This is a genomic window from Chthonomonas sp., assembly GCA_016788425.1.
In the GTDB taxonomy this organism is placed as follows: domain Bacteria; phylum Armatimonadota; class Fimbriimonadia; order Fimbriimonadales; family Fimbriimonadaceae; genus JAEURQ01.
Genome location: JAEURQ010000004.1, coordinates 586,989 through 611,456, shown reverse-complemented (window position 1 = coordinate 611,456; position 24,468 = coordinate 586,989). Strand labels below are relative to the sequence as shown.

Genomic DNA, 24,468 nt, shown 5'->3' with positions numbered 1-24,468 from the left:
AACGATACCCGACCCACGACGCGCTGTCAAGGGGTTGGACGTTGCTAGGACGCGCGCCGCCAACCGCAGACCGCTGGGTAAAACGAGGCTAGTATGCGTCTTTTTGCCCTTGCTTTCGCTTCCCTTCTCGCCGCCCACGGCCTCGCCCAAACCGCTGCCGAAACCACTGTCACCAAACAGCACCGCATCGTCATCGGCGGAAAAACCTTGGATTACGAAACAAAGGTCGGGCGCATGCCGATCAAAAATCGCAACGGCGAAACCGAGGGCCACATCGGCTACACCTACTACCGAATGCCCGGCAAAACCGGTCGCCCGATCACCTTTGTCTGGAACGGCGGCCCCGGCTCGGCGAGCATTTGGCTGCACATGGGCATGGTCGGACCCAAGCGCGTGGCGATGAAGTCGCCCGAAGGCTTCATGCCGCAACCCCCGTTCAACCTCGTCACCAACGAGGAGAGCCTGCTCCCGACCAGCGACTTTGTTTGCGTCGATCCCGTCGGCACCGGCCTTGGTCGCCCTGCTCGACCCGAACTCGGCACGCGATTTTGGGGCGTGCAAGAAGACATCGCCTCGGTCGGCGAGTTCATCCGCAGTTTCCTCGGCGAAAACGACCGCTGGCTTTCGCCCATTTTTCTGCTCGGCGAGAGCTATGGCACCTTCCGCGCGGCGGGCGTGAGCAACTGGCTGGTGGATAACGGAATCGCCGTCAACGGCATCGTCATGGTCAGTACGCTCACCAACTACGGCACCGTGCGCAGCGATAATTCTAACCCGATACCTATCGCGCTGAACCTGCCGAGCATGGCCGCCACCGCCTGGTACCACAAGCGCCTTTCGCCGGCGATGCAAAAGAAGTCCGTCAAGGAGGTGGCAGATGAGGCCCGCGCCTGGATGTATTCGACCCTGATTCCGATGTACGGCAAGGGCTGGTCCATGACCGCCAAGGAGCAAGCCGAAGTGAATGAAGGCGTCGCCAAGTTCACCGGGCTCAGTCTCGACTTCGTACGCAAGGTGGATGGCCGCGTGACCCTTGGCCAATTCTGGGGCGAATTGCTCCGCGATCAACGCCTGAGCGTCGGACGGCTCGACGGCCGCTTCACCGGCTATCAGCGATCGGGCGCTCAAGCCAGCGCCGACTACGATGCTTCGAACACGGACATCACGCCGCCCTTCACGGCGACTTGGAACGACTATCTCCGCAACGAGCTCGGCTACCAAACCGACCTCAAGTACTACGTGCTTGGCGAGGGCCTGAGCGGGCCGTGGAATTTCGGTAACGGCATCGCCGACACCAGCGAGGCGTTGCGCCAGGCGATGGTGAAGAACCCCTTCATGCGCGTGATGTACGTGAACGGCTACTACGATTTCGCCACGCCGTTCGCGGCGTGTGAGTTTGGTGTGTACCAAGCGCCACTTGACGCAAGGCTCCGCAAGAACATCGAGTTCACGTACTACGAAGCCGGCCACATGATGTATCTGCACGACGGCAGCCGCAAGAAGCTGATGCTCGACGTGAACGATTTCATGCGCCGTGCGATGACGCGCTAGGTGAGGTGAACGACGAGCGGCGTGAGGTCGCCGAGGCGCGCGCTGAGTTGCTGTCCGGCGGCCGGCGTGGCGCCCCACTCAAAGGGGAGCGGGCGTCCGGCGATGAGGTCGCCGGGCAAGATAAACCGCGTTTGCGAGGCGACCGATAACTCTTCGTGCAGGGTGGGCAGCGGCATCTGCAGATTCAACACCTGGTCGCCCACCTTCACCTCGGCGGCAATCGGCTTCGAAAAGTCCAGCACGTCCGGCGTAAAGAGGAACGGCCCGCACGCGAACGGAAAGTCGTCGCCAAACGGTTCGGTGAACACGTTGACCAACAGGGTGTAAGCCAAGATATGCGGCGCCGCCTCGCCCGCGTCCAACGCCTCGGCGGCTTCGCCGACCACGGCGGCCCAGCGGATGTTGAGCCCGGCGAAACCCGCCGGAAGTCCAAGTTGACCCAGCGGCCCTTGCATGGCCGATGGGTTTACGTAGTGGTAACCCGCCGAATCGTGGGCAGTTTTGCCGAACAATCGAACACTGGGCGAAGTCACAATCGGTGGAAGCAGAGCCAACTTGCTAAGGTCGTGAATCCCGATCGCTTTCTCGCCATCGGTTTCATAAACTCGGTTCTCGTGGAAGATTCCTGAGCGGGCCACCTCCGGCGAATCGTGGAGGGCAAAGCGGCACAGGTTCATGATTCCAAGGTACCCGAGCGGACTTTGGTCCGGGGCTCGCCTGGCGACCGCGTAGAAATGGGCAGGAGCAAAACGATGGATATGATCTGGCAAGGAAAAGTCGTGGTGGTTTGTGAAGACGAACCCGCGCTGGCGAAAATGGCTCAGCGATTTTTGGAGAGCCACGGCGCGACCGTCCATGTCGCTCACGATGGCGAAAGCGGACTCGACTTGATTCGGCACGTGGTGCCCGATCATGTGGTGCTCGACCTCATCATGCCGCGCATGGATGGCCTCGAAGTGCTGAAAACCATCCGCAGCGATGCCGCGCTTCAGAACTTACCGGTGACCGTGACGAGCACCCAAACCGACGACTGCCCGGCCTATCACCAGTGCCAGGAACTCGCCAACCGCTATCTCATCAAGCCGTACGATCCCCGAGAACTCACACCTCTGTGAGCCTTTTTTGCTCCCCGCCTCCCACTTTCGGTAAACCTAAGGTAGGATATTGATCAAGCTAAAGGAGCTTTCGATTTCCGATGCCAACGAAGGTACTTGTTTGTGACGATGAGCGAAATATTGTCCGCCTGATCCAGGTCAATCTGGAGAAGGCAGGCTATACGGTTGTAACCGCTTATGATGGAAAGGACGGACTCGAAAAGATCCGCGCCGAAAAGCCCGACATGGTCGTGCTTGACGTCATGATGCCCTACATGGATGGGTTTGAGGTCCTCAAGAATCTGCGCCGCGAGCCAGATACCGCCGACCTCCCGGTGATTATGCTCACCGCCAAAGCCCAGGATAAGGACGTGTTTGAGGGCTACCACTACGGAGCCGACATGTACCTGACCAAGCCGTTTAACCCGCAGGAATTGCTGACGTTTGTCAAGCGCCTGAGCCAAGGCAACAGTAACGCCGACGGCCCCAAGCGCTACGATCTCTAGGATCGTCCAATTTTAGACAAAAAATCTCCCGCTCACTGCGAGCGGGAGATTTTTGTTTAGCCTGTGCTCTTGTTCTTTTGAGCTTCCAGGCTTGCCTTGAGCGCATCCATGAGGTTGAGCACTTTCTCGCCGGTCTCGACGATCTGCGGCGAGACGATCTGGCCACCGGTTTGCTTGATCTCGATGCGGCGGATCAGCTCAGCGCGATATTCGTCGGTGTACTTTTCGGGCGTGAACTCGCCGTACAGCAAGTCAATGAGCCCCTGCGCCATCTGAAGCTCGATATCGCTCACCTGCTCAGATGAGGCATTGAACGCCACGCGCTCCCGAATCTCGTCCGGCCAGAACAGCGTCTCCAGCACGATGCCATATTCGGTTGGGCGGAGCAGGCAAAGCACTTCCTTTTGGCGGATGGCGACCTTACCCACGGCGGTGGCACCCTTGCTACTCAGCGCCTTAAACAGCAGCGCAAAGGGCTTTTTGCCGAGGTCACTCGGCTCCAGGTAGTAGGTCTTGTCGAAGTACACGGGGTCGATCTGAGCCGCGTCCACGAACGCGACAATCTCGATGCGGCGCGAGCTCGCAATGGGCAGGTTTTCAAAGTCCTCGGGGTTCATCACCACGTACTGGCCCTTGGCAAACTCGTACCCCTTGACGATCTCGTCGGCAGGAACCACCACGTTGCACGTCGGGCAGAACTTCTGCAGCTTAATGCGACCATTGCACTTGGTGTGCAGTTGATTAAAGGCGAGATCCTTGTCGCCGGTGGCCGGCGCCACGCCGACGGGGATGCTCACCATCCCAAACGCGATCACGCCATTCCAAATTGCTCGAGCCATACCGGTATTGTAACGCTAATGCCGCCGCTCGACGAATACGTACGCAAACGAAACTTTGATCGTACACCCGAACCGACCGATTCCAGCTTCGCGGAACCCGCCGAGCACCTGCGATTCGTCATCCAGTTGCACCACGCGACTAACCTGCACTACGACTTTCGCTTGGAGTGCGGTGGCGTTTTGCTCAGTTGGGCGGTGCCAAAGGGCCCCAGCCTGAACCCCGACGACAAGAAGCTGGCCGTGCGCGTGGAAGATCACCCGCTGGCGTATGGCGATTTCGAAGGCGCCATTCCGAAGGATCAATACGGCGGTGGCGAGGTGATCATCTGGGACACCGGCGACATCTACCCCGAGGCGGATGACGGCACCACCGAATTGGACCGGGAAAAGGGGGATGCGCTACTCGCGCAGCAACTGAAAGACGGCAAGATCAGCGTCACTCTGCGTGGCTACAAGCTACGCGGAAGCTTCGCCTTGGTCAAGACCTCGGGCGGCCCCAACCACTGGCTGCTCCTAAAGCACCGCGACGAGTTTGCGTGCGACTTCGACATCCTCGCCCTGCCGGGCTCGGTGCGATCCAGGCAAGAAAGCGCGCGCTATCTCAAGCCGATGCTGCTTCAGGAACTCACCAAGACCATCGGCGACGATGTGGCCAAGTTTGGCGGCGATGATTGGACGTTCGAAATTAAGCTCGATGGCGTGCGCTGCATCGCGGTACGCAACTATCAGCAGGTAGACCTGTTCACCCGCAATGGCGCGAACCTGAGCGCCGCGTTTCCGCATTTGGTCGAGGCGCTTCGGCGTTTGCCCGCCGAGACCTTTGTCTTGGACGGCGAGATTGTTTACTACGACGAGCGGGGCGCGCCCAACTTCGCCACGCTCATGCAGTACATCAACCGCTCTTCGGCGGGGCGATCGCTCGCCAACATCGAGTTTTGTGTGTTCGACATGTTGCAGTCCAACCACGAAAGCTTGCTCAATCTGCCGCTCGGCGAGCGCATCGCACGGCTGGACCAGTGGGCGTTCCGGAGCCCGCTTCGGCGCATGGACCCCTTGCCCGGACCCTCGGACGTCGCCTTTAAGCTGGCCATGCAGTTCGGATTCGAAGGCGTGGTCGGCAAGCGGCTCTCGTCTCGCTATCAACCGGGGGTCCGAACGCCCGATTGGCTCAAGGTGAAGAGCTACCTCAGCGGCGAATTCGTGGTTGTCGGATACGCGTTTGGCGAACGCGGACGCGCAAGCTCGATCGGTTCCCTGCTTCTCGCCGAGGAAGCCGAGGACGGCCAACTGCGCTACGTCGGCTCAGTCGGCACCGGCTTCACCGAGGAGAAACTGCAAGAACTCCGCGGCATCTTGGACGAAGCGAAGATCGTCGAGCCGGTCATCCCGTGCGACAAGGAAAAGCAGTTTCAAGCGGTCGAACCTCGACTTTGGGTGGAGGTTCGCTTTATGGATTGGGGTCCGAACCAGCATCTGCGTCAGCCCGTATTCCTTCGCGAACGGCAAGACCGCATGCTCAAGGTTGAGCAACTTTCGCGCGAAACCATACTCATCGATCAGCTGGGATCGGGCGTAACCGAGACAACTCTGCAGTACGGCAACTTCCAACTTCCGGTCACGAAGTTGAACAAGGTGAATTGGCCGGGTGACACCCCCGCGACCAAGGGCATGTACTTATCCTACTTCGCCCGCATCTGGCCGCTCGCGCAGCGACATTTTGCCGGGCGACCGCTCACCCTCATCCGATTCCCCGATGGAATCGACACGCCCGGCGTGTACCAAAAGCACTTTCAACACGAGCCGCCCGACTACGTGCAGCAGGTGGAGATTTGGTCGGACACCAACGAGCAAGCGACGAAGTTTGTGATGGTCAACAACCTGGAGACCTTGCTCTGGCTGGCGCAAATGGGCATGTTAGAACTGCACGCCTGGTACTCATCGGTGCAGCCGGTCGGCAAGCGTTCGCGCGACTTTGCAACTTCGCGGGCGAATCTCGAACAATCCGTCCTCAACTATCCCGACTTCATCGTGTTCGACCTCGACCCGCCGGGCAAGTCGGTGGCCGGGTTCGAAATGGTCAAGGAAGGAGCGGCGTTCCTGCACGAAGTGCTGGTCGGCATTGGCATGACTCCTTTCATCAAAACCAGTGGCCGTAGTGGGCTGCACGTCTACGTGCCCATCGTGCGGAACCTCGATTTCGCGGCGACCAAGGGCATTGCGCAGATGCTCGCCACCCATGTCACCCAGCTTCGGCCCGACTTGTTCACCATCGAGTGGTCCAAGGAGAAGCGTCCGGACAAGGTGTACTTTGATTACAACCAAAATGGACGTGGGCGCACGTTGCCGGCCCCTTACTCGGTGCGGGCCGTGCCAAATGCCCCGGTAAGTATGCCAATTTTGTGGGAAGACCTATCTCTTTGTCACCCCGGAAGGTTTACAATAAAGTCAATTCTCAACGCGGAACGCGACTTGATAGACCCCTGGGAAAACATTTTCCAGAGCCGGGTTGATGTGGAAGCCGTTCTCGCTCCGTGATGCTATGCAAGACCGTGAACCATCGGCGACCCCGGCCCCCTCGGCTCGGCACGCCACCCTCTCTCTCTGGAACACCGTTGCCCCGCGAGTCGCTCGAGCTCAGGGGCGACGCGCCAGTCAGGGCAAGCGAGGCGTGCGCCGCCAACGCAGCGCTACGCCTTCGCCTCGTCGGGCTCAGGGTTAAGCGCGGGTAAACTGCCCGCGTATGTCAGTTCTCGTAAACCGGGATTCACGAGTTATTGTCGCCGGGATGACCGGTCGGGAAGGAACTTATCACACCGAACAAATGATCGCCTACGGCACCAATGTCGTGGCGGGGCTCACGCCGGGCAAAGGCGGAACCACTCACATCGGGGTGCCGGTTTTTGATTCCGCCGCGCAAGCCGTGCGCGACACCGGTTGCGACACGGCAATCGTCTTTGTCCCCGCGCCCTTTGCCGCCGACTCGGTGCTCGAACTCGAAGATGCTGGCGTGCCGTTCATCTGCCTCATCACCGAAGGCGTTCCGACCCAGGACATGGTCAAGGTCGTGAACAAGGTGCATGCGCGCGGCCGCAGCCGACTTCTGGGCGGAAACTGCGCGGGCATCATTACTCCCGGTGAATGCAAACTCGGCATTATGCCCGGCCACATTTTTAGCCCCGGCCCCATCGGCATGGTCAGCCGCAGCGGCACCCTTACTTACGAAATCGTGTGGGAACTCACCCGCGCTGGCCTCGGCCAAACCACTTGCGTCGGCATCGGCGGCGACCCCGTCCCGGGCACGCGATTTGTTGAAGTGCTGGAGATGTTCCAGAACGATCCGGCGACGGAGGCCGTGGTCATGGTCGGCGAAATCGGCGGCAGCGACGAGGAAGCGGGCGCGGCCTACATTAAGGAGCACATGACCAAGCCGGTCGTGAGCTTCATCAGCGGTCGCACAGCTCCTCCCGGCAAGCGCATGGGTCACGCCGGAGCGATTATCTCGGGCGGCATGGGCACGCCGGAAAGCAAGGTGAGCGCCCTGCTCGACGCCGGCGCCAAGGTAGCCGACCGCACCAGCGACGTGCCGAACCTGATCAAGGAATCGATGGCCGCCGTCAGCCGGTAAGAAAATTTTAATATTCTCGACACTTTTCTTGCGATTCAACCGCAAATGTCGTACCATTAAGCAGGATGTTGAAGGGCTGTGTGTAACAATCCGTCGCTAAGCTTCGTCTTAGAGAAGGATCAACCGCGCAAGCTCCCCCTGCAACATGCCTTCTGGCACGAAAACTGCATGGTCTTGAACCTGAATTTGGGGAGAAAGTAATGGGATATTGGAAAAGGTGACACCTTTTCACGAGAAGTCCAGTTTTAACAAATAAGACATGTCCCAATCGCGACGGAGATACAGATAAACGCATGCCCTTGGAAAATGGAACTACCCCCGCACGACGCGGAAAACCGATCACTGTTCGCAGTGCTGCCCGATCGCCCTTCTCAAATCCGGCGGCGAGCGCGCTCGTTGATGACCTGAGCAGTGAGCCCGGCGAAGACGACCTGTTGGAGCTGGCCGAAGAAGAAGAAGAGGTCGAAGAAGAAAACACGCCTGCGGCTCATACTGGCAACGAATCCGAAGAATTGGAAATGTGGATGCGGCAGACTCGCCGCGCCCACCTGCTGACCCCGGCTCAAGAAGAGGCCCTGGCCAAGCGAGTGCAAGCTCGCGACCTGATTGAAGCGGGAAAAACCAAGGAAGTCGCCAAGCTTCTGAACCGCGCTGATGACTTCAACGAGGACGAAGTCCGCATGATCATCAAGTCGGGCATCGAAGCCAAGCAGCACCTCATTGAATCGAACCTGCGACTCGTGGTTTCGATCGCCAAGAAGTACAACGCACGCGGCATCCCCCTGGCTGACCTCATTCAAGAGGGCAACCTCGGCCTCATCCGTGCGGTTGAAAAGTTTGACTGGCGCAAGGGTTTCCGCTTTAGCACGTACGCCACTTGGTGGATTCGCCGAGCCATCGCTCGCGCCATCATCAACCAAGGTCGCACAATTCGCATCCCGGTTTACGTGGCCGAACTCATCAACAAGGTGATGAAGACCGCGAACCGCCTGCAGCAAGACCTGCATCGCGAACCGACGCCGGAAGAAATTGCGGCCGAAGTAGACATGCCCAAGGATCGCGTGCAAGAAATGTTGCGCGTGGCCGTGGAACCGCTCTCGCTGGAAACGCCAGTCGGTGAAAAGGACAACAGTTCGATTGGGGACTTCATCCCCTCGAACAACATGCCCTCGCCGGGCGATGTGACCTTCTCGCTGATTCGACGCGAAGAAATTGACGGCATCCTGGGTCGCCTCACCTCCCGTGAGCGCGACGTGGTCCGCCTTCGCTTTGGTCTCGACGATGGCCGCTCGCGCACTTTGGAAGAAGTGGGTGCCGCGCTCAACGTGACCCGCGAACGCGTCCGCCAGATCGAGCTGCGCGCGATGAAGAAGCTCCGCCACATCGGCCAAGAGCTCTCCTCGCAAGGCTTCAGCGTCACGCCGTTGCCGTAAACAAGCGCTTGAAACTAACCGCCGTCATCGAACGTGGTGAGGATGGTTGGTGGATCGCCACCATCGCTGAAATTCCTGGGGCCTTCTCGCAAGGAAAGTCCCAGGAAGAGGCGGTTCAAAACGCCATCGACGCCGCTCAGGAATTGATGGCCGCACGACGCGAACTCGCGTTGGACTAAGGCGTCCCGTACAAACGGTCGCCGAAATCTCCCAGCCCCGGCACGATGTACTTGTTCGCGTTCAACTCGCGGTCCACGCTCGTCGTGTAAATCGGCACGTCCGGGTGATCCGATTCCAGCCGATCGATGCCCTCGGGCGCGGAGATGATGCTCACAAACCGAATGTCGTCCGCCCCCTTCGCCTTCAAAAACGAGATCGCCTGACTCGCGCTGCCGCCCGTCGCGAGCATCGGGTCGAAGCACAAGGTCATGCAGCCCTCCAGGCTCGGCAACTTGCAATAGTAGGTGTGCGCGCGGGCGGTGGTTTCGTCGCGCTCCAGGCCAATGTAGCCGACACTGACCTCCGGAAAGAGGTCCAGCGCGCTCTCGAGCATGCCCAAGCCGGCGCGCAGAATCGGCACGACCGCCAGGCGCTTACCAAGAATCGGCGCTTCCACCTTTTCCAGCGGCGTTTGCACGTCGCGCACGCTGAGTTCCAAATCGCGGGTGGCTTCAATCGCCAGCAGCGTGGCCAAGTTGTTGCTTACCTGACGAAACTGCGCCGGCTCGGTACGAACATCCCGCAACGTGGTGAGGAGGTGCTGGGCGAGCGGGTGCGAAATGACGATGACGGGCATAGTGCCAGCTTACCGAATGGTCGGGGTAGCAGGATTCGAACCTGCGACCTTCTGGTCCCAAACCAGACGCGCTACCAAGCTACGCTATACCCCGGAACCGATAGGATACCCGTTAGATCCAGCCCTTCAGTTTGAAGATGAGGAGTTCCAGCCCCACCGCGCCTGCCGCGACGGCCATCGTAATCCAGTATCCCAACGGGTGACTGAGCTCGGGCATGTGCTTGAAGTTCATGCCGTACCAGCCCGAGATAAGGCCGACCGTCATAAAGCACGTCGAGATGACGGTGAGCACCATCATGACCTTGTTGAGCTTGTTGCCGCGGACAGTTTGCTGGACTTCGACCAGGTCGGCGATGGTCTCGCGGCAGATTTCAATGCGCTCGATCACGCGTAGGGACTGCTCGTAGGCCTCATGCAAGTGCCGCCGCGTGTGATCGGGCACTGGGCGCATGTCGGGCCGGAGCAGCCGATTCAGGGCGTCACGGAAGGGGCTGTTGAGCCGACGTAGCTCATTGGCGCGTCGCTTGAGCGCGATGATCTTCGGCAGCATTTCGTCGCCGCCTTCGAGCACGCCATCCTCCATCTCATCGAGCTCATCCTCAATGCGATCAACGATCTTAAACTGGCGGTCGAGGATCTCGTCGCACAACACGTAAAAGAGGTCGTAGGGGTTCTTGGCGATGCGGTCGGGCACGGCCTCACACCGCTCAAACCAAAAGCCCTGGACCTTGCATTCGCCTCGGCTAAACGAGATGAATCGGTCGGGCATGATGGCAAGGTGCAAGCTGGTTGGCTGCGGCACATCCGAGCTCGGCTCGTATTGCAGATTCAGCAGAATCGTGTCGTCTTCCCTTTGTAGTTCCGGGAGAAATCGGCCATCCACCAGGTGATCGACGAACTCGGGCGGGAGATCAAACTCCCGGGTAAGAAACTCCTTGTCCGCCACGCCGGGCATGATCTGCACCTGCACCCACGACCAAGGCTCATCGCCCGCGAACTTGAGTTCGCGGACGTCTACGCCAGTGGCCCGGGATTGCCACTCCATCTACACTCTCGCCAAAATCGATTCCTTTTGGAACATACGTATGGTGAGAATAAAACCGATCGCGGCGAGCACCAAGCTGCTGATCACGGTCAACACAATGAGCGTTTGGTCGGGCTTATTCAGGAGCGCGTTGCGGATGACCATGGCCGTGTTGAGCACCGGCGTGAGCTTGATCCACAGCGCTTGGCTCAGGTCGGTAAAGCCGATCATCTGGCTGAACACCGCGGGCGTCACCACCACAAAGTTGGCGATGCCGAGGTACGTCTGCGCCTCGCGCATATTTTTGGCCAGCGCGCTGATGGCGAGCATGATTCCGGAGAACGCCAGCACCTGCGGAATGAGCACCGCGATGATGGTGAGGATCACGCCCGGCGTGAGGCCGGCACCTTCGGGGAACATCATCTTGCCTCCGCCCATGCCCAGCACGACCGTGAGCACGAGCCCCGCGACGATGCTGCACACGCTGAGGAACGACACGAGACTGAGCGCCATAAACTTGCCCATTGCGATTTCGCGCCGCGAGGCGGGCGAAATCAGCAGCGTTTCCATAGTGCCGCGCTCTTTTTCGCCGGCCACCAAGTCGGCGACCACCGACATGCCGCCGATGAACGCGAACAGAATGAGCAGATACGGCAACATGCTCACCAGGATGCTGCCGCTGAAGCCGCCCTTCTTGGCGACATCAATGCGCTCGAGCTTCACCCGCTCCATGGCGACCTGCGGAATGCTGGCTGCCTCCAGAGTGCTGACCAGCGCGGCTTTGTTTTGGGTTTCAATCCAGCGCTCCATGCCGTTGACGGCGATCTCGCTGGTCTCTTGCCCGCTATCAAAATAGGTCTTGATGGTCGCCTGGCCGATCTGCGAGGCTTGGTCGTAGTCCGCCGGAAACTCAAGCACGTACTTGGCTTTCCCGCTCTCGACAAGCGCTCGGGCCTCTGCCGCGTTCTCCACCTCAATGATCTTGGGCTTGAACCCGTCTTTGTTGGTGGTGGACTTAGCCGCGGCTTGCAGCTCGGTGATCATGCGGTTGCCGGTCGTGCCCTTGACGATGCCGAGTGTGGTTTCTTTCACCGAAGATTCGATGCTGTTGCCGATAGCACCAAACATTTGGAACATCAGCAGCAACACGATGGCGGGCATGACGAATACGCCGACAATGACGCGCCGATCGCGCAGCATTTCGGACATTTCCTTGCGAAAAACGACGGCGGCCTTACCCAACGACTTGCCCCTCCTGGTAGCCCACGAGGTTGAGGAATGCCCGCTCCAGATTGCTGGCGTTGCCTTGCGCGAGGACGTCGCTGAGCGTGCCCTCAGCGTGGATGCGGCCCTGGTGAATGACGGCGATGCGATCGCACAGCCGCTCCGCCTCGGTCATGATGTGGGTCGAAAAGAGAACCGTTTTGCCCGTCGTACGGGTTTGCTCAATAAACTCCATGATGGTTTGGCTCGTCACCACGTCGAGGCCGGCGGTGGGCTCGTCGAGGAAGAGGACGGGGGGATCGTGCAGAATAGCCCGGGCGATGCTCACCCGCTGCTTTTGGCCGGTACTCAGCTTGTCGCACGAGCGATCAACATACTCCTGCAGCCGCAAGGTCTCGATGACAAAATCCATGCGCTCCTTAAGGCGAGCCGGAGCGAGCCCGTTGAGCTTGCCGAAATACTGCAACACTTCCCGGCCGCTGAGTCGCTGGTAGAGCGCGGTGCTCGTGCTGATAAAGCCGATAGACTCGCGGACCCGCGTGGCGTCCTTGACGATATCAGATCCGCTCACCGAGGCGTGCCCAGCAGTCGGTTTGATGATCGTGCTGAGCATGCGCAGCACCGTGGTCTTCCCGGCTCCGTTTACGCCCAGCAGACCGAAGATTTCTCCTTCGTGCGCGGTGAACGACACCTGATCCACGGCGACCACATCACTCCGCTTTTTTGGATCACGAAAGACTTTGCGAAGATCGGTAGCTTGAATCATGCTCAGCTTTAGGATACTGGCTCGGCTCCGGATACAGGTACCCTTTAGTCCCGACATGCGAATTGATGGTCGAAAACCCGACGAACTCCGCCCCGTGACGATTGAACGGGGTTTTTCTAAATATGCCGAAGGCTCGTGCCTGATTAAGATGGGTGAAACCCACATGCTGGTGACGGCCACCGTTGAGGACCGGGTCCCCCCGTTTCTTAAGGGCCAGGGCAAGGGCTGGTTGACCGCCGAATACGCGATGCTTCCCCGCTCTGGTCGCCAGCGCAATCAGCGCGACGGCACCCGCGGACCGAACGGTCGCAGCATGGAGATTCAGCGGCTGATCGGCCGCGCCATGCGCTCCATCGTGGACCTGGAGGCGATGGGCGAACGCACCATCACGCTGGACTGCGACGCCCTGCAAGCCGATGGCGGCACCCGAACCGCGGCGATCACGGCGGCCTACGTGGCGACCTACGACGCCATGCGTTGGATGGTGAAGCAGCGCATGCTCAACAAGATTCTGCTGAACGAGCCATGCGCCGCCATTAGCGTGGGCGTGGTGCGCGGCACCGAAATGCTGGACCTTTGCTACGAAGAAGACAGCACCGCCAACACCGACATGAACGTGGTGATGACCGGCAGCGGCAAGTTCATTGAGATTCAGGGCACCGCGGAAGAAAGCCCGTTTAGCGCCGAGACGCTGGGCAAGATGCTCGCCCTGGCCAAGAAGGGCATCATGCAGCTGATCGAGTTGCAAGACGAAGCGCTCCACGCGGACTAGCTTTCTCTTAAGCCAAAAAAAGAAAAGCCCCGATTCTTTCGAATCGGGGCTTTTTGTTGGGTGGCGGGGTTAGCCGCCGGTGTTCGGGGTCAGGAACAGGTTCGACTCGGCGAAGCTACCACCTGGGGTGGTTGCCGTGAACTTCACGCCGACGGTCAGGGTGACCTGCGTCGTGTTGATGGTGAAGTTAACCGAGGTTGCGCCTGCCGGCACCGTAACCGTGGCCGGGTGGCTCACGAATTGCGGCTTGTTCGACGTGATCGTCAGGACGAGTCCACCAGCCGGTGCGGGCGAGGACAGAGTGACCGTAGCCACGCTGTTGTTGCCGCCGCGAACCGAGGTCGGGTTCATCGTGATCGACTGGGCCGTCGCCGGGTTGACCGTGATGTTGGCCGATTGGACGAACGAGCCACGAGTGGCCGTGATCGTCGCGACTTGGACCGAGTTCACCGGGAAGGTGACCACCGAGAAGGTCGCTTGGGTTTGGCCAGACGGAATCGTCACCGTTGCCGCCGAGTTGGCCACCCCTGGCTTGTTCGACGACAGGTTCACCGTAAAGCCACCCGTCGGGGCCGGCTTGTCGATGGTGATCGTTCCGATCGAGTTGACGCCGCCGACAACCGTGTTCGGCGAGATCGCGAGGCTGAGCACCGCGATACCCTTAACGGTCAGACCGAACGGTCGTTGGATGCCGCTTGCCGTACCCGCCGTAATCGTCACGTTGGTGTCGTCCGCCGGGATACCGGTGGTGACGTTGAACGTGATGGACGAGGCGCCCGCCGGAAGGTTAACCGTGCCGGGCACATTGGCGACCGACGGAGCCGAGCTTGCCAGCAGGAGTTGAATCCCGCCCGCCGGAGCGACTTCGCCGTTGCGGAGCGTCAGAGTGGCCACGGCGGTGTTGCCGCCCTTGACCGGGTTCGGATTGAACACCACGTCGAACTCGAGTGCTCGCACCACGATGCCGCGCTTGTTACGGTTGTAGCCGTCCTTGTCGCACGAGACTGTCATGGATTGCGTTGTCGAGACGCCGTTGGTGAACACTTGGAAGTTCACCGAAGTGGCTCCCGGAGGCACCGTCACAACCGGCGGGGCAATGGAGCCAGCAACCGGATTGTTGTTGTGCAACGGCACGCGGAAGCCGCTTGCCGCAGCCGGTCGTGCGAGAGTGATCGAACCATCGATTACGGTGCCGCCGAGGACGTTCGTCGCCGACAGATTCATCACCGAGATGTTGTTCGCTTCGACCACGATCGTTCCGACGGCGGTGTTACCCGTCAGCGAGCCCGTGATCGTGACCGTTTGGTCGCCCACGGTAAGCGGCGGAGGCGTCAGTTGGAACGTCTTTTGCGTTTCACCGTTGGTGAAGTCCACGAAGCTCGGAACCGAGCTGTGCAGACCCGTTTGGTCGAGGACGACGCGAGTGCCGTTGACGGCCTCGCCATCCAAGCGAATGGTACCGATCGAGGTTTCGCCGCCGTTGATCACGGTCGGGCTAAACGAAATGTCGAGAATGGTTGCCGGGAGCAACGTCAGCGGCACGGTTTGACCCACGCCCTCGACATTGACCGAGATTTGCGTCACCGACGTGGTGGCCACGCCATTGGTGTCGATGTCGAACGTCACCGATTGCTGACCCGCGGGAACCGTGATGGACGGCGCGGGGAAGCTAATCAGGCTCGGCGTATCCGTCGTCAGATTGACCACCACGCCGCCAGCCGGGGCCGGGGCGAAGAGGGTCACAACGCCGCTGGCCGGGTTTCCACCGCGAACCGACGGGCTGCTGAGTTGGAGGCTGTTGAGCCAAGGACGAACGTTGAGACGGGTCACGAGGAGGTCGCTATCGAACTCAGCGCGAACGTCGGTAAAGGTCGGTTGCAGAACTCGGCGCGAGAACACCTGGAAGTTTGCAAACTGTTGCCCTTCAGGAATCGTGACGCGGATCGAGCTCGGACCGGTTTCGCTGGTGAAGCGACCCACGGCAGGGTTCGTAACGCGGAGGGTGACCACAGTGCCGCCGACCGGAGCCGGAGCGCGCAGTTGCACTTGACCATCCACGAACGCACCAAGTCCGCCGGGGATTTCGTTGGCCGAGAGAATCAGCGCTTGCAGAACCGGAAGACCAAAGCGGTACTTCAGGATCAAGCCATCTTGGTCGTTGCCGAAGGGAGGTCCGACGCCAATCGTCGCCGTCTTAAAGGCGTTGGCGGTGAGCCAAGCCGGAGTGATCAAGCTGCTGTAGCCGCTGATCCAGGCGCTTTGCGTTTGGTCGAGGTAAACCCCGCCCGCGGCGTCGTCCAAGTTGCCACCGAGGTAGCTGCTGAAGTTGAGGCCGGTACCGGTGTTATTGACAACGGTGATGAAGCCTTCTTGACCCGAGACCAGTTGGCCGAGGGGCGGCGGGAACGTGCGATCGCCACCATCATAGACAGCGTCAATTGCCGTTTCTTGCCCGGGGACCGCCGGAGCGACCGGAGTCAATCGGATGGAGCCCGGAGCCGTCGGGGCCGGAGCGAACGGGTTGGTGAGTTCCCACGAGGCGATGCCCGAAATGTAGGCGTTGCCGCGTTGGTCCACACCGACGCCGGTCGGAACCGAAGTGCTCGTGCCGAGGCTCGTCGAATACAGGAATTGGTTCCCGGAAGGATTAATCTTCGTGAGCGTAATGGTGCCCGCGTTGAAGGTTTCAAGGAACGAGTCGCGCGTCTTGGGGAAGTTAAACCCAGCGGCGACACCCGAGATGTAGGCCGAACCCAGCGTGTCCACGGCGATTGCCGGGAACTGAGTTCCGAGACCGGGGTTGAGGACCGCCACACCCGTCGGGGTGAAGTTGGCCGGGTCTTCGTCGCCACTCGAACCAAAGACGCCCGAGTAAACCACGGAGCCGTTGGCCGCGTACTTGCGGACGAAGTAGTCAACGCCACGCAGAACGGTCCCGTTCGGGATCGTCGGCGAGGTCGTCGCGAAAATCGTGCTCGACGGCGAAAGGATCGCGTTTTGGCCAGCCGTACCTACGACGCCAGTGACATACGCGCCACCGTCGCCGCCGACCGCCATACCGGTGATCATGTCCGCCGAAGACGAACCAATCCAGGAACCGGTCGGGTTAGCCAGGAACACGGTCGTCGGGTTGAACGTGCGTCGAGTAATGAAGCCGTTCATCAGCGCCGGTGTCGGATCGGTGATCCCCAGCACTGCGCCCGTGGTGTTACCCGCGAAAATCAGGTCCACATTGCCGGTCGGCGTGTTGCGCGGAGCAATGCCAAAGCCGGTGATGTCGGTGTCCACCGTGAGCGAGCCAACGTTGCCACCAACCGGATTGGTTAGCGGGTCGAGAATCGTCAGGGCGTTGGCTTCGAAGCGAAGCAAGAAGCCGATGACCGACGGGCGGTTGCCCGCGGCGCTCGGGAAGGCCAGCGAGTTCGTTTCACCCGAGCACCAGAGGTTGCCGTACTGGTCAACCTTCAGGAACTGCGAGTTATCGTTGTCGCCGCTACCCACCAGGTAAGCGCCGTAAACTTGGTCGTAAGCGTCGCCATCAATCGCGGCCACAAAGCCGTCGTTGGGAGCAACGAGGTTCGGACCCCACGGACCCGCAAGGATCGGAAAGTCGATCGCGGCGGTGGTACCCGTGATGTAGATGCGGTTAGCGGCATCGGTGACCACACCATTGGTTTGGTCGTTTGCACCCGCGCCCGCGCCGTCACCACCCAGATACGTCCCGAAGACGACAGGGTCGATCACGAGCTGCTTAGTCGCGTCGTACTTGCCGAGCTTAAAGCCGAAGGAGTCGCTGCCAATCTTGACAAACTTGGCGGCCACTTGAACTTGCTTGCCGTTGATGGTTTGGTAGGCGAACAGGCCGGTTTGCTTGATCTCGCGAACCGTGGTCCCCATGACAAGGGTTCCGTCGGCCGTCACGTCGAGGCTGTCGGCACCCTTCACTTCCATGCGGATCAGGCTCGGATCTGCGCCCGCGCCCAAAACAAGGTCGTATCGGGGCACGCCGCGCTCGGTGTAGTAGCGAGCGTTGATGCCGGGGTAGAGCCCGTTGACGGTCGCTTCGCTGTGCGATTGCACGCCGCGGACCGTATTTTGCGGACTCAGGATGTGGACGAAGTCGAATTTGTGGCGAGTTGTCCCGGCCACGCTTGTGGTGAGGTTGCGATTCGCGCCCTCAAACGAGACTTGAACCACGTGACCGCGCTTTCCTGCGAGCGGTCCACGCTCGCCGGGGCGAAGCTGGTTCTGAACCGCCTCGCTCACGTTCACGGTGTAGCCAGTGCGCGTAACCCAGAAATCCTGTCCGGACCCGCGCGATAAAAAGAGTGCTTCCTCGTTCCACTGTCCGCGGTTCTCCATAAATGCCGGACCGGCGAGTTTGGGCTTAGGCGCCCCTACTGCCTTTCCGCCGGGCTGAAGACCAACCCCGCTTTGCATCTGTGCGAACGCACCGGACACGAGCGCCAATGCCGAAAGTCCGGAGACTAAACGACCCAGCGATTTCCCAACCGTATTTGAGACCCTCATTGCCTTATTCACGAATTATAGCCAACACATGGCGAAACCATGTGCTTAACGTATGTTTGACGACTTACCCCACGCAAATGGCATGGAATTTTTACAAAATTCTTTCCGCTTACTGGGCTCGTGCAGACGTTACTATACTCGCCTGCGCGGCAAGCCGCCCGGCCACGGCGCGGAAAGCTTTCGCCTGGTGACTTTCGGGGGACGTCAGCACCGCCGGTTGACCCGACTCTTGCGACTCGCCGATCGCCGGATCCAGGGGAATCGAACCCAGGTAGGGCACCTTCAGATTGGCCGAGAGTTCTTCCCCGCTCAGGCCGCGGAACAGGCGAGATTCATGCCCGCAATTTGGACAGGCATAGTCCGCCATATTCTCGATCACGCCCAGGATCGGCGAATTCAGGCGGCGGAACAACGCGGCGCACTTGCCGGCGATGTTCGCGGCCACGGTTTGCGGCGTGCTGACAATGGCAACTCCGGTGAGGGGCACCAACTGCGCGAGCGACATCGGCGCGTCGCCGGTGCCCGGCGGAAGATCAACGAGCAAGTAGTCAAGTTCGCCCCACTCCACGTCGGCCAGAAGTTGCCGCACCGTGCCCGCGACCATGGGGCCGCGCCAAAGCACGCTTTGGCCCTCTTCCATCAGGTAGCCCAGCGACATGCTGGCGATACCAAAGCGCTCAATGGGAACGATGCGCTGATTGCGCGTGAACGGGCGGTCGCCTTGCGTGCCCATCATCATCGGAATCGAAGGGCCATAAACGTCGGCGTCCATGAGTCCGACCCGAGCACCCGTTTCGGCGAGCGCGACGGCAAGGTTGAGAGCGACCGTGGACTTCCCCACCCCGCCCTTGCCACTGGCGATGGCGATGCACTGCTTTACTTGCGGTATCAGGTCTTCCGCTTCGGTTTGGCGAGTGCGGGTTTGCGCGGTCATCGTGACCGAGACTTGGCTCACGCCTTCGAGCGCCGCGACCACGTCGTGGCACTGTTGTTCGAGTTGTTCTTTGACCGGGCAAGCCGGAGTTGTCAGTTCGACGGTGAACGCCACTGCGGCGCCGTTGACCACGACATCTTTGACAAAGTTGAGGCTGACAATATCCCGACGCAGATCGGGGTCTTGAACTTGGCGGAGCGACTGAAGAACATCCTCAACGGTGGGGGCCATGTGCTTTCATGGTACCAGCCCCCACCTGTGGAGGCTTACGGGAGGTCGCCAGTGAGGTCGAAGGCGAACACGAGGACATCGTAGTCGGAGATATCCACCACGCCATCCCGAGTCAAGTCGCTATCGCACGGACGAACGCCATTGGCGCGCGGCGTGAACCAATCCAGGCTCAGCGCGTTCTTATCGAAGTCGAAAGCGAGCTCGCTGTAATCGCCCACGTCAATAATGTCGTCGCTCGTGATGTCGCCGGCCACGAACACATCGGTGAGCGCTTGGTTCGCGGTGGACCAGCTGTAGAAGTTCTTCACCAAGCGCGAGAGGTGGCCGCGTGGCTTGACTCGCATGCAAAGCTGCGCGCTCGTGTTCGGCGCGACAACCGTCATCGGCGTGAAGGCGGTCGGCGTTACGTTTGTAATCTGCACCACGGTGCCGTCGCTGGGCTGCTGAAACTTGATGAGGTGCTCCACTTGCTCTAGGTTCGCCGCGCTCGTGGAGTTGGTGCGCATCACCACGGTGCGTTGGGGCACCGCTTGCCACTTCACATCGTCCACGTACAGATGTTCGAACCCAGTATCGCTCAGCACGAACTGGAACGCGTCGAGCTCGCCGGTGGCGATGCCCGCGGGCACGTCCGCCGAAACCACGGCTTGATCCACCGAATAAGTGGCCCGGCCATTGATCGCGTCGAGCTGAATCGCAAAATTGACCCAACCCTCTCGGGGAGCGACCGCCTCGGTGGCCATGTAGGTGCCGCTTACCCGATTGTAAACGCAGACCGTGTCGGTGCCACCCGCGACTTTGACGCCCGCGATGAGTTGGCCGCCAGAACGGATTTCAAAACCAATGGTGGTCGCGTTGGCCGAGTTCACCTGCCGATTTGTAAGGCGAGCAAACTGCGACCACTCAAGCCGCAGCCACTTGTTGGTCGCCTGAAAAGGGTTGAAACTGACCTGAGGCCACAACGATCCCGCGAGGCCGACCTCGTCGATGGGGATAAGGGCCGACTGCAGACCCATGTTGCTGAACCCGGCGATGACTTCGCCGGTGCTCGTGTTATCGGACCAACCGTCTTGTCCGGCAAGCGGACCGGGGTTGTATCCATCGGATTGCTCAAAACCGGTTTGAAACAGGGTTTGGGCGAATGCCGCGAAACAAAGGGAGGAAAGCGCAAGGCTGGTGGCGAGCTTCAAAAGCCACCTGCCAGGTGAAAGTCGGGAGTAGATGAGTTTTCCACGGTGAGGTCTCGGTTTAGTCTTGGTGTGTAACAAGCTCCATATCCGGCCGAACCCCACTCCCTATTGCCACATGCCACGCGGCGGAACGGAATGGACCGGTCGAATTACTAAATGTCCCCGTTTGCTCTCGTGGCTTCTAAAAATGGATCGCGGGTAGAGCGATCCATAAGAAAACTGTAAGAGCTGACAGAAGTAGTCTACGCCACATTTCCGAGAATTCGTATTCCCTGTAAAAAAACCTGCAGAAGATAGGTCTCTTGCGCCAAAGTTAGCAATATGGGCCGAATATTCTTCGGCGAACGCAAAAAAGGCGACGCTTGCGCGTCGCCTTTTGGCCGGGTTTTCCCCAGGGTTAGGCCATCGCCTGGAGCTCCTGTCGAAGTCGTCCGCGAGCGCGGAACAACCAGCTCTTGATCGTCCCTTCCGGGCGGCAAAGCCGCTCGGCGATCTCGCTGATCTCCATCTCTTCGAAGTGCCGCATCGAGATGATCTTGCGATACAGTCTCGGCAGGCGGTTGACAGCGCGACGGATCAGGTCGCCTTGGAACTCCGCCTCCAACTGAGCTTCGGCACCGGGCGCGTTATCGGCGAGTTGAAACTCGCACGCCTCCAGATCCGCGGTCCGGACTCGGCGCGTGCGCAGCAGGTCCATGGCGCAGTTGGTGCAGATGCGCAACAGCCACGGTTGCAGCGGACGACCCACTTGGAATTTCGGCAACGCGCGAAACGCCTTGATCATCGTTTCCTGGGTGACGTCCATCGCGTCTTCCCGACTTGCCAGCAAGCGCAAGGCGTGGGCGTAGACCATGGCCCGATACTGATCGACGATCAGCTCGAACGCGGTCATGGACCCACTTTGACATTCTTGAACCAAATGTGCTTCCCAATCAAGATTTCGAATTTCAGTTTTCATTTTTTGCACCCCCAACGGGGAACAACCTTATTATCGGTCATCTTGCTAGGGGTGATGGTACTTCCGCCCTAGAAAGAATCTGGGGCGGAACCCTGCGCAGGCTCGCGCGGTCGTCCGACACTTCAATTTATGTTCTCACGCACGACGCTTCACGTAGTGCTCGTGGCCGTCGCAGTGTTTTTGGTCGCGGTGATTCTCAGCGACGCCGACCAATCCGACTTTCGTCCTCGCGAACTCTCGGCCAAGGGCCATGCCGCCATTTCGATGTACATTGAGCCGGCGCGTGCGGCGCGAAAACTGCAGCGCAAGTACGACGGAAAGCCGCCGCCGCTGGACGAAATCAGACCGGTCGCCGAGTTGTGGGCAGACGGGGTGGATTCGGGCATTCTTTTGGATTGCGAAAGCGAGGGACCCGGCGACACCTCGCTGGATGGAGCGAAAGCGCAGATTTTCAGCCTGAGGCAATACCTCTCGGCGTCGCTCGCCGCGTGCTCTCTCACAGAGTTTCAGGCGGGCCGAATGGACACCGGCGCTAACACGTTGCTGTTGAGCCTACGGGTATCTCGCGCGGTGGAAAACTGCGACCTGCGCACCTACGCCGCAACCCTTGCCGAACGCAATCGTATGTTTCGCCGGTTCGGTCCGATCTTAGACGGGCTTGACGACAATCTTCGCGCCCCGATTCTTGCCTTCGGGCCGGGCCAAGCCGAGTCTCGGCTCCTCGGTAATCATTTGCTGGCGTGGGTTTCGCTGATCGACGTCGATCCGCAGGGTCAGCTCGCCGAAGTTTATGGTCACTTGGGAAAACTGATCAGCGATGATCGCACACAGATTGAAGACATCGATCGCGTCCTCGCCCCGGCATCAAAGCGCATTCGCGACAACGCGAACTGGCTGTTCGTAGGCAAAATCGCGTGGACCAACCTCGCGGAAATGCGCGAAAACACGGCCGCTATTCGCAACCGTGCCTTCTCACCAACGCCCAATCTTCCTTATCGGGCGCTTATGTCCTCGTCGGCGACCAGATAAAGGACCCCCGAACGGGACTGGACTTGGAAGCCAACCGGCTTCGCCTCAAGTTTCATTGATTTAAGGTCACTCGTCCACGTGACCTTGGCCGCGAGATCGCTGACATCGACCACCACGGGAGCGCGGCGAGCTGTGGCGACGGCCATACTGAACTCCGCGACCGAGCCTGATGTGCGGGACTCTTCCACAGTGCCCGGGAACGCGATGACCAACGTCTTGTCGTAATCGCCCAGCGACACCGAAATGATTCGGCCGCTCGCATCGCCATTGTCAATGACGCTTCGGACGCGTTGACGATTGACTTCGATCACTTTGATCTCCGTCGAATGCGTCACATCGCGAACGACGAGCCGCGTGGAGTTTCGCGATTGCGCGATGATTTCGAGGTCTTCGCCAACGGCGCGAACCGAAAGTGGAGATTGGCCTTCGCCCATGCCCGCCGTGTAGTTCGCCGAACGCTGGTTGAGCGTCAGCAACGTGGCGACAAGCGCGGTGGCCGCGACTCCGCCCAGAGCGAGCGATCGCCACCAGCCGCTGAGAAAACTCACCTTCTCCGGCGCTTGTTTGGCTTCCCAAATATGGCGATCCAGGCGCATGCTGATGCGCTCGTTGAGATCGGCGGGGACTTGCACCGGTACGTCGCGGAGTTCGTTCAAGCTTTCCATGGCTTCGACAAACTGCGACCATTCGCGCTGCAAGGTCGGGTTGCGCTCAAGCTCGGCCTCAAAACCACGAAGCAGGTGCGCGTCGAGCGACCCCTCGTAGTAGTCCGAAAAATGTTCTCTTGCTTTGCTTGAGTTCATAGCTTGCGCATTCTGACTTCAGGCCAGATCGAAAAGTTCCAAATTCTCCGACAAATGCTCCCTAAGGCTCAGGCGAGCGCGATTGAGGCGGCTCTTGACGGTGCCGATCGGCAGGTCGAGAACTTCCGCGATTTCCTCGTAGCTCCGGTTCTCGATATGAAACATCGTGAGCATGGTTTGTTGATATTCGGGCATGCGGCGCAGAGCCTTTTGAACCAGCCGCTCCCGGGCATTGCGCTCGGTAATCACATCGGGGCCGTCATCGTCGGATTCGACCTGCAAGGTCATGTCGGTATCGTCGCCGACCGGCGCATCGAGGCTCACCGTCTTGCGGTTACGATCCTTCTTGCGCATGTCCAAATAGCAATTGGTCACGATGCGGTAGAGCCAAGTCGTAAATGCGCTCTGCGCGCGGAAATTCGGCAGCGCATTGTAGGTGCGCACAAACGCGTCGGCCACAATGTCGGACGCGGCCTCCGAATCCTGCGTCAGGCGATAGGCATACTGGTAGGCGCGAGTTTGGTACTTCCACACGAGCTGATCGAATGCCGCTCGATCGCCCCGTTGGGAACGTTCGATGAGCACCAGATCGTCGGTGGTGTTGTCGCTCATTTTGTTGATTGACGCGCAAGCGCGCGGTTTCGTGCTGCCGCTTCAAGCGCGGCCTGCTCTTCCTGGCTCAAATCCTTTTTGGCTTGGCCGCCTTCAATCTCCTTGCAGTAGACGCGGGCGTTCGATCGGCCGACCACGCTGGAGATCACCGCGCCATGGCCGGTTTCGTCGTACAGAGCCAAGGCGAACGACTGGTCGCCGCCGACATCGTCAAAGGCGTTGTATCGAACCACGCCCAGGTAACGCTTCGAAGACTCCATTTTGGATTCTAACGTTTCAAGAGCCTTGGCGTGCGCGGCCAGAGTCGCCGCTTGCTCGGCTCGCTCGCGCATGTGCGCATGCAGCATTTGCTCTAGAGTTTCGCCGCGCACCCCATCCAGCAACGATCGCAACTGCTTGCGGGTTTTGGCCGCGTTGCTAAATCCGACCGCCGCGAGCACCAGTGCCGCGAGGGTGAGGATAAGGAGGGCGGCGGTAACGACGCCGAGATTCTGCTTCGCGAAGGTTTCTAGAGCGCCCATACGGTAGTTTCTCGGCCAGCCCGAGACGGC

The 24,468-nt window shown here is 60.0% G+C and carries 22 protein-coding genes and 1 tRNA gene; 9 read left to right on the top strand and 14 right to left on the bottom strand.

Annotated elements, in window-relative coordinates:
- Positions 1 to 93 precede the first annotated feature (93 nt).
- Positions 94 to 1,551 (top strand): hypothetical protein, encoded by a 1,458-nt coding sequence (locus JNJ45_12745; GenBank protein MBL8049539.1) that lies wholly within the window; start codon positions 94 to 96, stop codon positions 1,549 to 1,551.
- Here JNJ45_12745 and JNJ45_12740 read toward each other — a convergent pair.
- Positions 1,548 to 2,228, bottom strand: a complete 681-nt coding sequence (locus JNJ45_12740) for a hypothetical protein (GenBank protein MBL8049538.1) — start codon at positions 2,226 to 2,228, stop codon at positions 1,548 to 1,550. The two genes, JNJ45_12745 and JNJ45_12740, sit on opposite strands and share 4 nt — an antisense overlap.
- A gap of 81 nt (positions 2,229 to 2,309) precedes the next feature.
- Here JNJ45_12740 and JNJ45_12735 point away from each other — a divergent pair, with 81 nt between their 5' ends.
- Positions 2,310 to 2,666 carry a response regulator gene (locus tag JNJ45_12735; GenBank protein ID MBL8049537.1) on the top strand — a complete coding sequence of 119 codons (357 nt, stop codon included), beginning with the start codon at positions 2,310 to 2,312 and terminating at the stop codon, positions 2,664 to 2,666.
- A gap of 80 nt (positions 2,667 to 2,746) precedes the next feature.
- Positions 2,747 to 3,151, top strand: coding sequence for a response regulator (locus tag JNJ45_12730; protein MBL8049536.1), 405 nt, complete (start codon positions 2,747 to 2,749; stop codon positions 3,149 to 3,151).
- Between the two features lie 56 nt (positions 3,152 to 3,207).
- Here the strand turns inward: JNJ45_12730 and JNJ45_12725 are convergent, their stop codons facing one another.
- Positions 3,208 to 3,990, bottom strand: a complete 783-nt coding sequence (locus JNJ45_12725; protein MBL8049535.1) for a Ku protein — start codon at positions 3,988 to 3,990, stop codon at positions 3,208 to 3,210.
- 18 nt (positions 3,991 to 4,008) lie between these two features.
- On the opposite strand from JNJ45_12725, the gene ligD reads away from it, so the two are divergent.
- The 4 genes from ligD (at position 4,009) to JNJ45_12705 (ending at position 9,227) form a co-directional block, all read left to right on the top strand.
- Complete coding sequence (ligD, locus tag JNJ45_12720) at positions 4,009 to 6,525, top strand: DNA ligase D (protein ID MBL8049534.1); 2,517 nt, start codon at positions 4,009 to 4,011, stop codon at positions 6,523 to 6,525.
- A gap of 205 nt (positions 6,526 to 6,730) precedes the next feature.
- Complete coding sequence (sucD, locus tag JNJ45_12715; GenBank protein ID MBL8049533.1) at positions 6,731 to 7,615, top strand: succinate--CoA ligase subunit alpha; 885 nt, start codon at positions 6,731 to 6,733, stop codon at positions 7,613 to 7,615.
- A gap of 293 nt (positions 7,616 to 7,908) precedes the next feature.
- Positions 7,909 to 9,048: a sigma-70 family RNA polymerase sigma factor gene (locus tag JNJ45_12710; GenBank protein MBL8049532.1), complete on the top strand. Its 1,140-nt coding sequence runs from the start codon at positions 7,909 to 7,911 to the stop codon at positions 9,046 to 9,048.
- Between the two features lie 8 nt (positions 9,049 to 9,056).
- Complete coding sequence (locus JNJ45_12705; GenBank protein MBL8049531.1) at positions 9,057 to 9,227, top strand: type II toxin-antitoxin system HicB family antitoxin; 171 nt, start codon at positions 9,057 to 9,059, stop codon at positions 9,225 to 9,227.
- Here JNJ45_12705 and upp read toward each other — a convergent pair.
- The 5 genes from upp to JNJ45_12680 all read right to left on the bottom strand — a co-directional run bounded on the left by upp (position 9,224) and on the right by JNJ45_12680 (position 12,858).
- Positions 9,224 to 9,844: a uracil phosphoribosyltransferase gene (gene upp, locus JNJ45_12700; protein MBL8049530.1), complete on the bottom strand. Its 621-nt coding sequence runs from the start codon at positions 9,842 to 9,844 to the stop codon at positions 9,224 to 9,226. The genes JNJ45_12705 and upp overlap by 4 nt on opposite strands.
- A 17-nt stretch (positions 9,845 to 9,861) precedes the next feature.
- Positions 9,862 to 9,938: transfer RNA gene (locus JNJ45_12695), tRNA-Pro, on the bottom strand.
- An 18-nt stretch (positions 9,939 to 9,956) separates the two neighbouring features.
- Complete coding sequence (locus JNJ45_12690) at positions 9,957 to 10,889, bottom strand: magnesium transporter CorA family protein (GenBank protein MBL8049529.1); 933 nt, start codon at positions 10,887 to 10,889, stop codon at positions 9,957 to 9,959.
- On the bottom strand, positions 10,890 to 12,068 hold the full coding sequence (locus JNJ45_12685; protein ID MBL8049528.1) for an ABC transporter permease: 1,179 nt from the start codon (positions 12,066 to 12,068) through the stop codon (positions 10,890 to 10,892). It lies immediately after the preceding gene.
- Positions 12,069 to 12,102: 34 nt separating this feature from the next.
- Positions 12,103 to 12,858, bottom strand: a complete 756-nt coding sequence (locus tag JNJ45_12680) for an ATP-binding cassette domain-containing protein (GenBank protein MBL8049527.1) — start codon at positions 12,856 to 12,858, stop codon at positions 12,103 to 12,105.
- A gap of 55 nt (positions 12,859 to 12,913) precedes the next feature.
- Here JNJ45_12680 and rph point away from each other — a divergent pair, with 55 nt between their 5' ends.
- On the top strand, positions 12,914 to 13,630 hold the full coding sequence (rph, locus tag JNJ45_12675; GenBank protein ID MBL8049526.1) for a ribonuclease PH: 717 nt from the start codon (positions 12,914 to 12,916) through the stop codon (positions 13,628 to 13,630).
- Positions 13,631 to 13,699: 69 nt separating this feature from the next.
- Here rph and JNJ45_12670 read toward each other — a convergent pair whose 3' ends face one another.
- From JNJ45_12670 to JNJ45_12655, 4 genes are all read right to left on the bottom strand, one after another.
- Positions 13,700 to 18,160, bottom strand: a complete 4,461-nt coding sequence (locus tag JNJ45_12670; GenBank protein ID MBL8049525.1) for a hypothetical protein — start codon at positions 18,158 to 18,160, stop codon at positions 13,700 to 13,702.
- Between the two features lie 109 nt (positions 18,161 to 18,269).
- Entirely contained in the window at positions 18,270 to 19,325 is a 1,056-nt protein-coding gene (locus JNJ45_12665; GenBank protein MBL8049524.1) for an Mrp/NBP35 family ATP-binding protein, read from the bottom strand.
- A gap of 35 nt (positions 19,326 to 19,360) precedes the next feature.
- Positions 19,361 to 20,515, bottom strand: coding sequence for a hypothetical protein (locus JNJ45_12660; protein MBL8049523.1), 1,155 nt, complete (start codon positions 20,513 to 20,515; stop codon positions 19,361 to 19,363).
- A 397-nt stretch (positions 20,516 to 20,912) separates the two neighbouring features.
- Entirely contained in the window at positions 20,913 to 21,407 is a 495-nt protein-coding gene (locus JNJ45_12655; GenBank protein ID MBL8049522.1) for a sigma-70 family RNA polymerase sigma factor, read from the bottom strand.
- Positions 21,408 to 21,602: 195 nt separating this feature from the next.
- Between JNJ45_12655 and JNJ45_12650 the strand changes: the two genes are divergently transcribed.
- A complete protein-coding gene (locus JNJ45_12650; GenBank protein ID MBL8049521.1) occupies positions 21,603 to 22,502 on the top strand; it encodes a hypothetical protein in 900 nt (299 codons plus the stop codon).
- Here the strand turns inward: JNJ45_12650 and JNJ45_12645 are convergent.
- From JNJ45_12645 to JNJ45_12635, 3 genes are read right to left on the bottom strand one after another with little or no spacing between them, the layout of a single operon-like run.
- Positions 22,466 to 23,305, bottom strand: coding sequence for a hypothetical protein (locus JNJ45_12645; protein MBL8049520.1), 840 nt, complete (start codon positions 23,303 to 23,305; stop codon positions 22,466 to 22,468). The two genes, JNJ45_12650 and JNJ45_12645, sit on opposite strands and share 37 nt — an antisense overlap.
- An 18-nt stretch (positions 23,306 to 23,323) precedes the next feature.
- Positions 23,324 to 23,917 carry a sigma-70 family RNA polymerase sigma factor gene (locus JNJ45_12640; protein MBL8049519.1) on the bottom strand — a complete coding sequence of 198 codons (594 nt, stop codon included), beginning with the start codon at positions 23,915 to 23,917 and terminating at the stop codon, positions 23,324 to 23,326.
- Entirely contained in the window at positions 23,914 to 24,438 is a 525-nt protein-coding gene (locus JNJ45_12635; GenBank protein ID MBL8049518.1) for a DUF4446 family protein, read from the bottom strand. Before JNJ45_12635 ends, JNJ45_12640 begins: the two co-directional genes overlap by 4 nt.
- Positions 24,439 to 24,468 lie beyond the last annotated feature (30 nt).

Coding starts and splice junctions, on each gene's coding strand:
- JNJ45_12745 (MBL8049539.1), top strand. CDS start 94: ATGCGTCTTTTTGCCCTTGCTTTCGCTTCCCTTCTCGCCGCCCACGGC.
- JNJ45_12740 (MBL8049538.1), bottom strand. CDS start 2,228: ATGAACCTGTGCCGCTTTGCCCTCCACGATTCGCCGGAGGTGGCCCGC.
- JNJ45_12735 (MBL8049537.1), top strand. CDS start 2,310: ATGATCTGGCAAGGAAAAGTCGTGGTGGTTTGTGAAGACGAACCCGCG.
- JNJ45_12730 (MBL8049536.1), top strand. CDS start 2,747: ATGCCAACGAAGGTACTTGTTTGTGACGATGAGCGAAATATTGTCCGC.
- JNJ45_12725 (MBL8049535.1), bottom strand. CDS start 3,990: ATGGCTCGAGCAATTTGGAATGGCGTGATCGCGTTTGGGATGGTGAGC.
- ligD (MBL8049534.1), top strand. CDS start 4,009: ATGCCGCCGCTCGACGAATACGTACGCAAACGAAACTTTGATCGTACA.
- sucD (MBL8049533.1), top strand. CDS start 6,731: ATGTCAGTTCTCGTAAACCGGGATTCACGAGTTATTGTCGCCGGGATG.
- JNJ45_12710 (MBL8049532.1), top strand. CDS start 7,909: ATGCCCTTGGAAAATGGAACTACCCCCGCACGACGCGGAAAACCGATC.
- upp (MBL8049530.1), bottom strand. CDS start 9,844: ATGCCCGTCATCGTCATTTCGCACCCGCTCGCCCAGCACCTCCTCACC.
- JNJ45_12690 (MBL8049529.1), bottom strand. CDS start 10,889: ATGGAGTGGCAATCCCGGGCCACTGGCGTAGACGTCCGCGAACTCAAG.
- JNJ45_12685 (MBL8049528.1), bottom strand. CDS start 12,068: ATGCTGCGCGATCGGCGCGTCATTGTCGGCGTATTCGTCATGCCCGCC.
- JNJ45_12680 (MBL8049527.1), bottom strand. CDS start 12,858: ATGATTCAAGCTACCGATCTTCGCAAAGTCTTTCGTGATCCAAAAAAG.
- rph (MBL8049526.1), top strand. CDS start 12,914: ATGCGAATTGATGGTCGAAAACCCGACGAACTCCGCCCCGTGACGATT.
- JNJ45_12670 (MBL8049525.1), bottom strand. CDS start 18,160: ATGAGGGTCTCAAATACGGTTGGGAAATCGCTGGGTCGTTTAGTCTCC.
- JNJ45_12665 (MBL8049524.1), bottom strand. CDS start 19,325: ATGGCCCCCACCGTTGAGGATGTTCTTCAGTCGCTCCGCCAAGTTCAA.
- JNJ45_12655 (MBL8049522.1), bottom strand. CDS start 21,407: ATGACCGCGTTCGAGCTGATCGTCGATCAGTATCGGGCCATGGTCTAC.
- JNJ45_12650 (MBL8049521.1), top strand. CDS start 21,603: ATGTTCTCACGCACGACGCTTCACGTAGTGCTCGTGGCCGTCGCAGTG.
- JNJ45_12645 (MBL8049520.1), bottom strand. CDS start 23,305: ATGAACTCAAGCAAAGCAAGAGAACATTTTTCGGACTACTACGAGGGG.
- JNJ45_12640 (MBL8049519.1), bottom strand. CDS start 23,917: ATGAGCGACAACACCACCGACGATCTGGTGCTCATCGAACGTTCCCAA.
- JNJ45_12635 (MBL8049518.1), bottom strand. CDS start 24,438: ATGGGCGCTCTAGAAACCTTCGCGAAGCAGAATCTCGGCGTCGTTACC.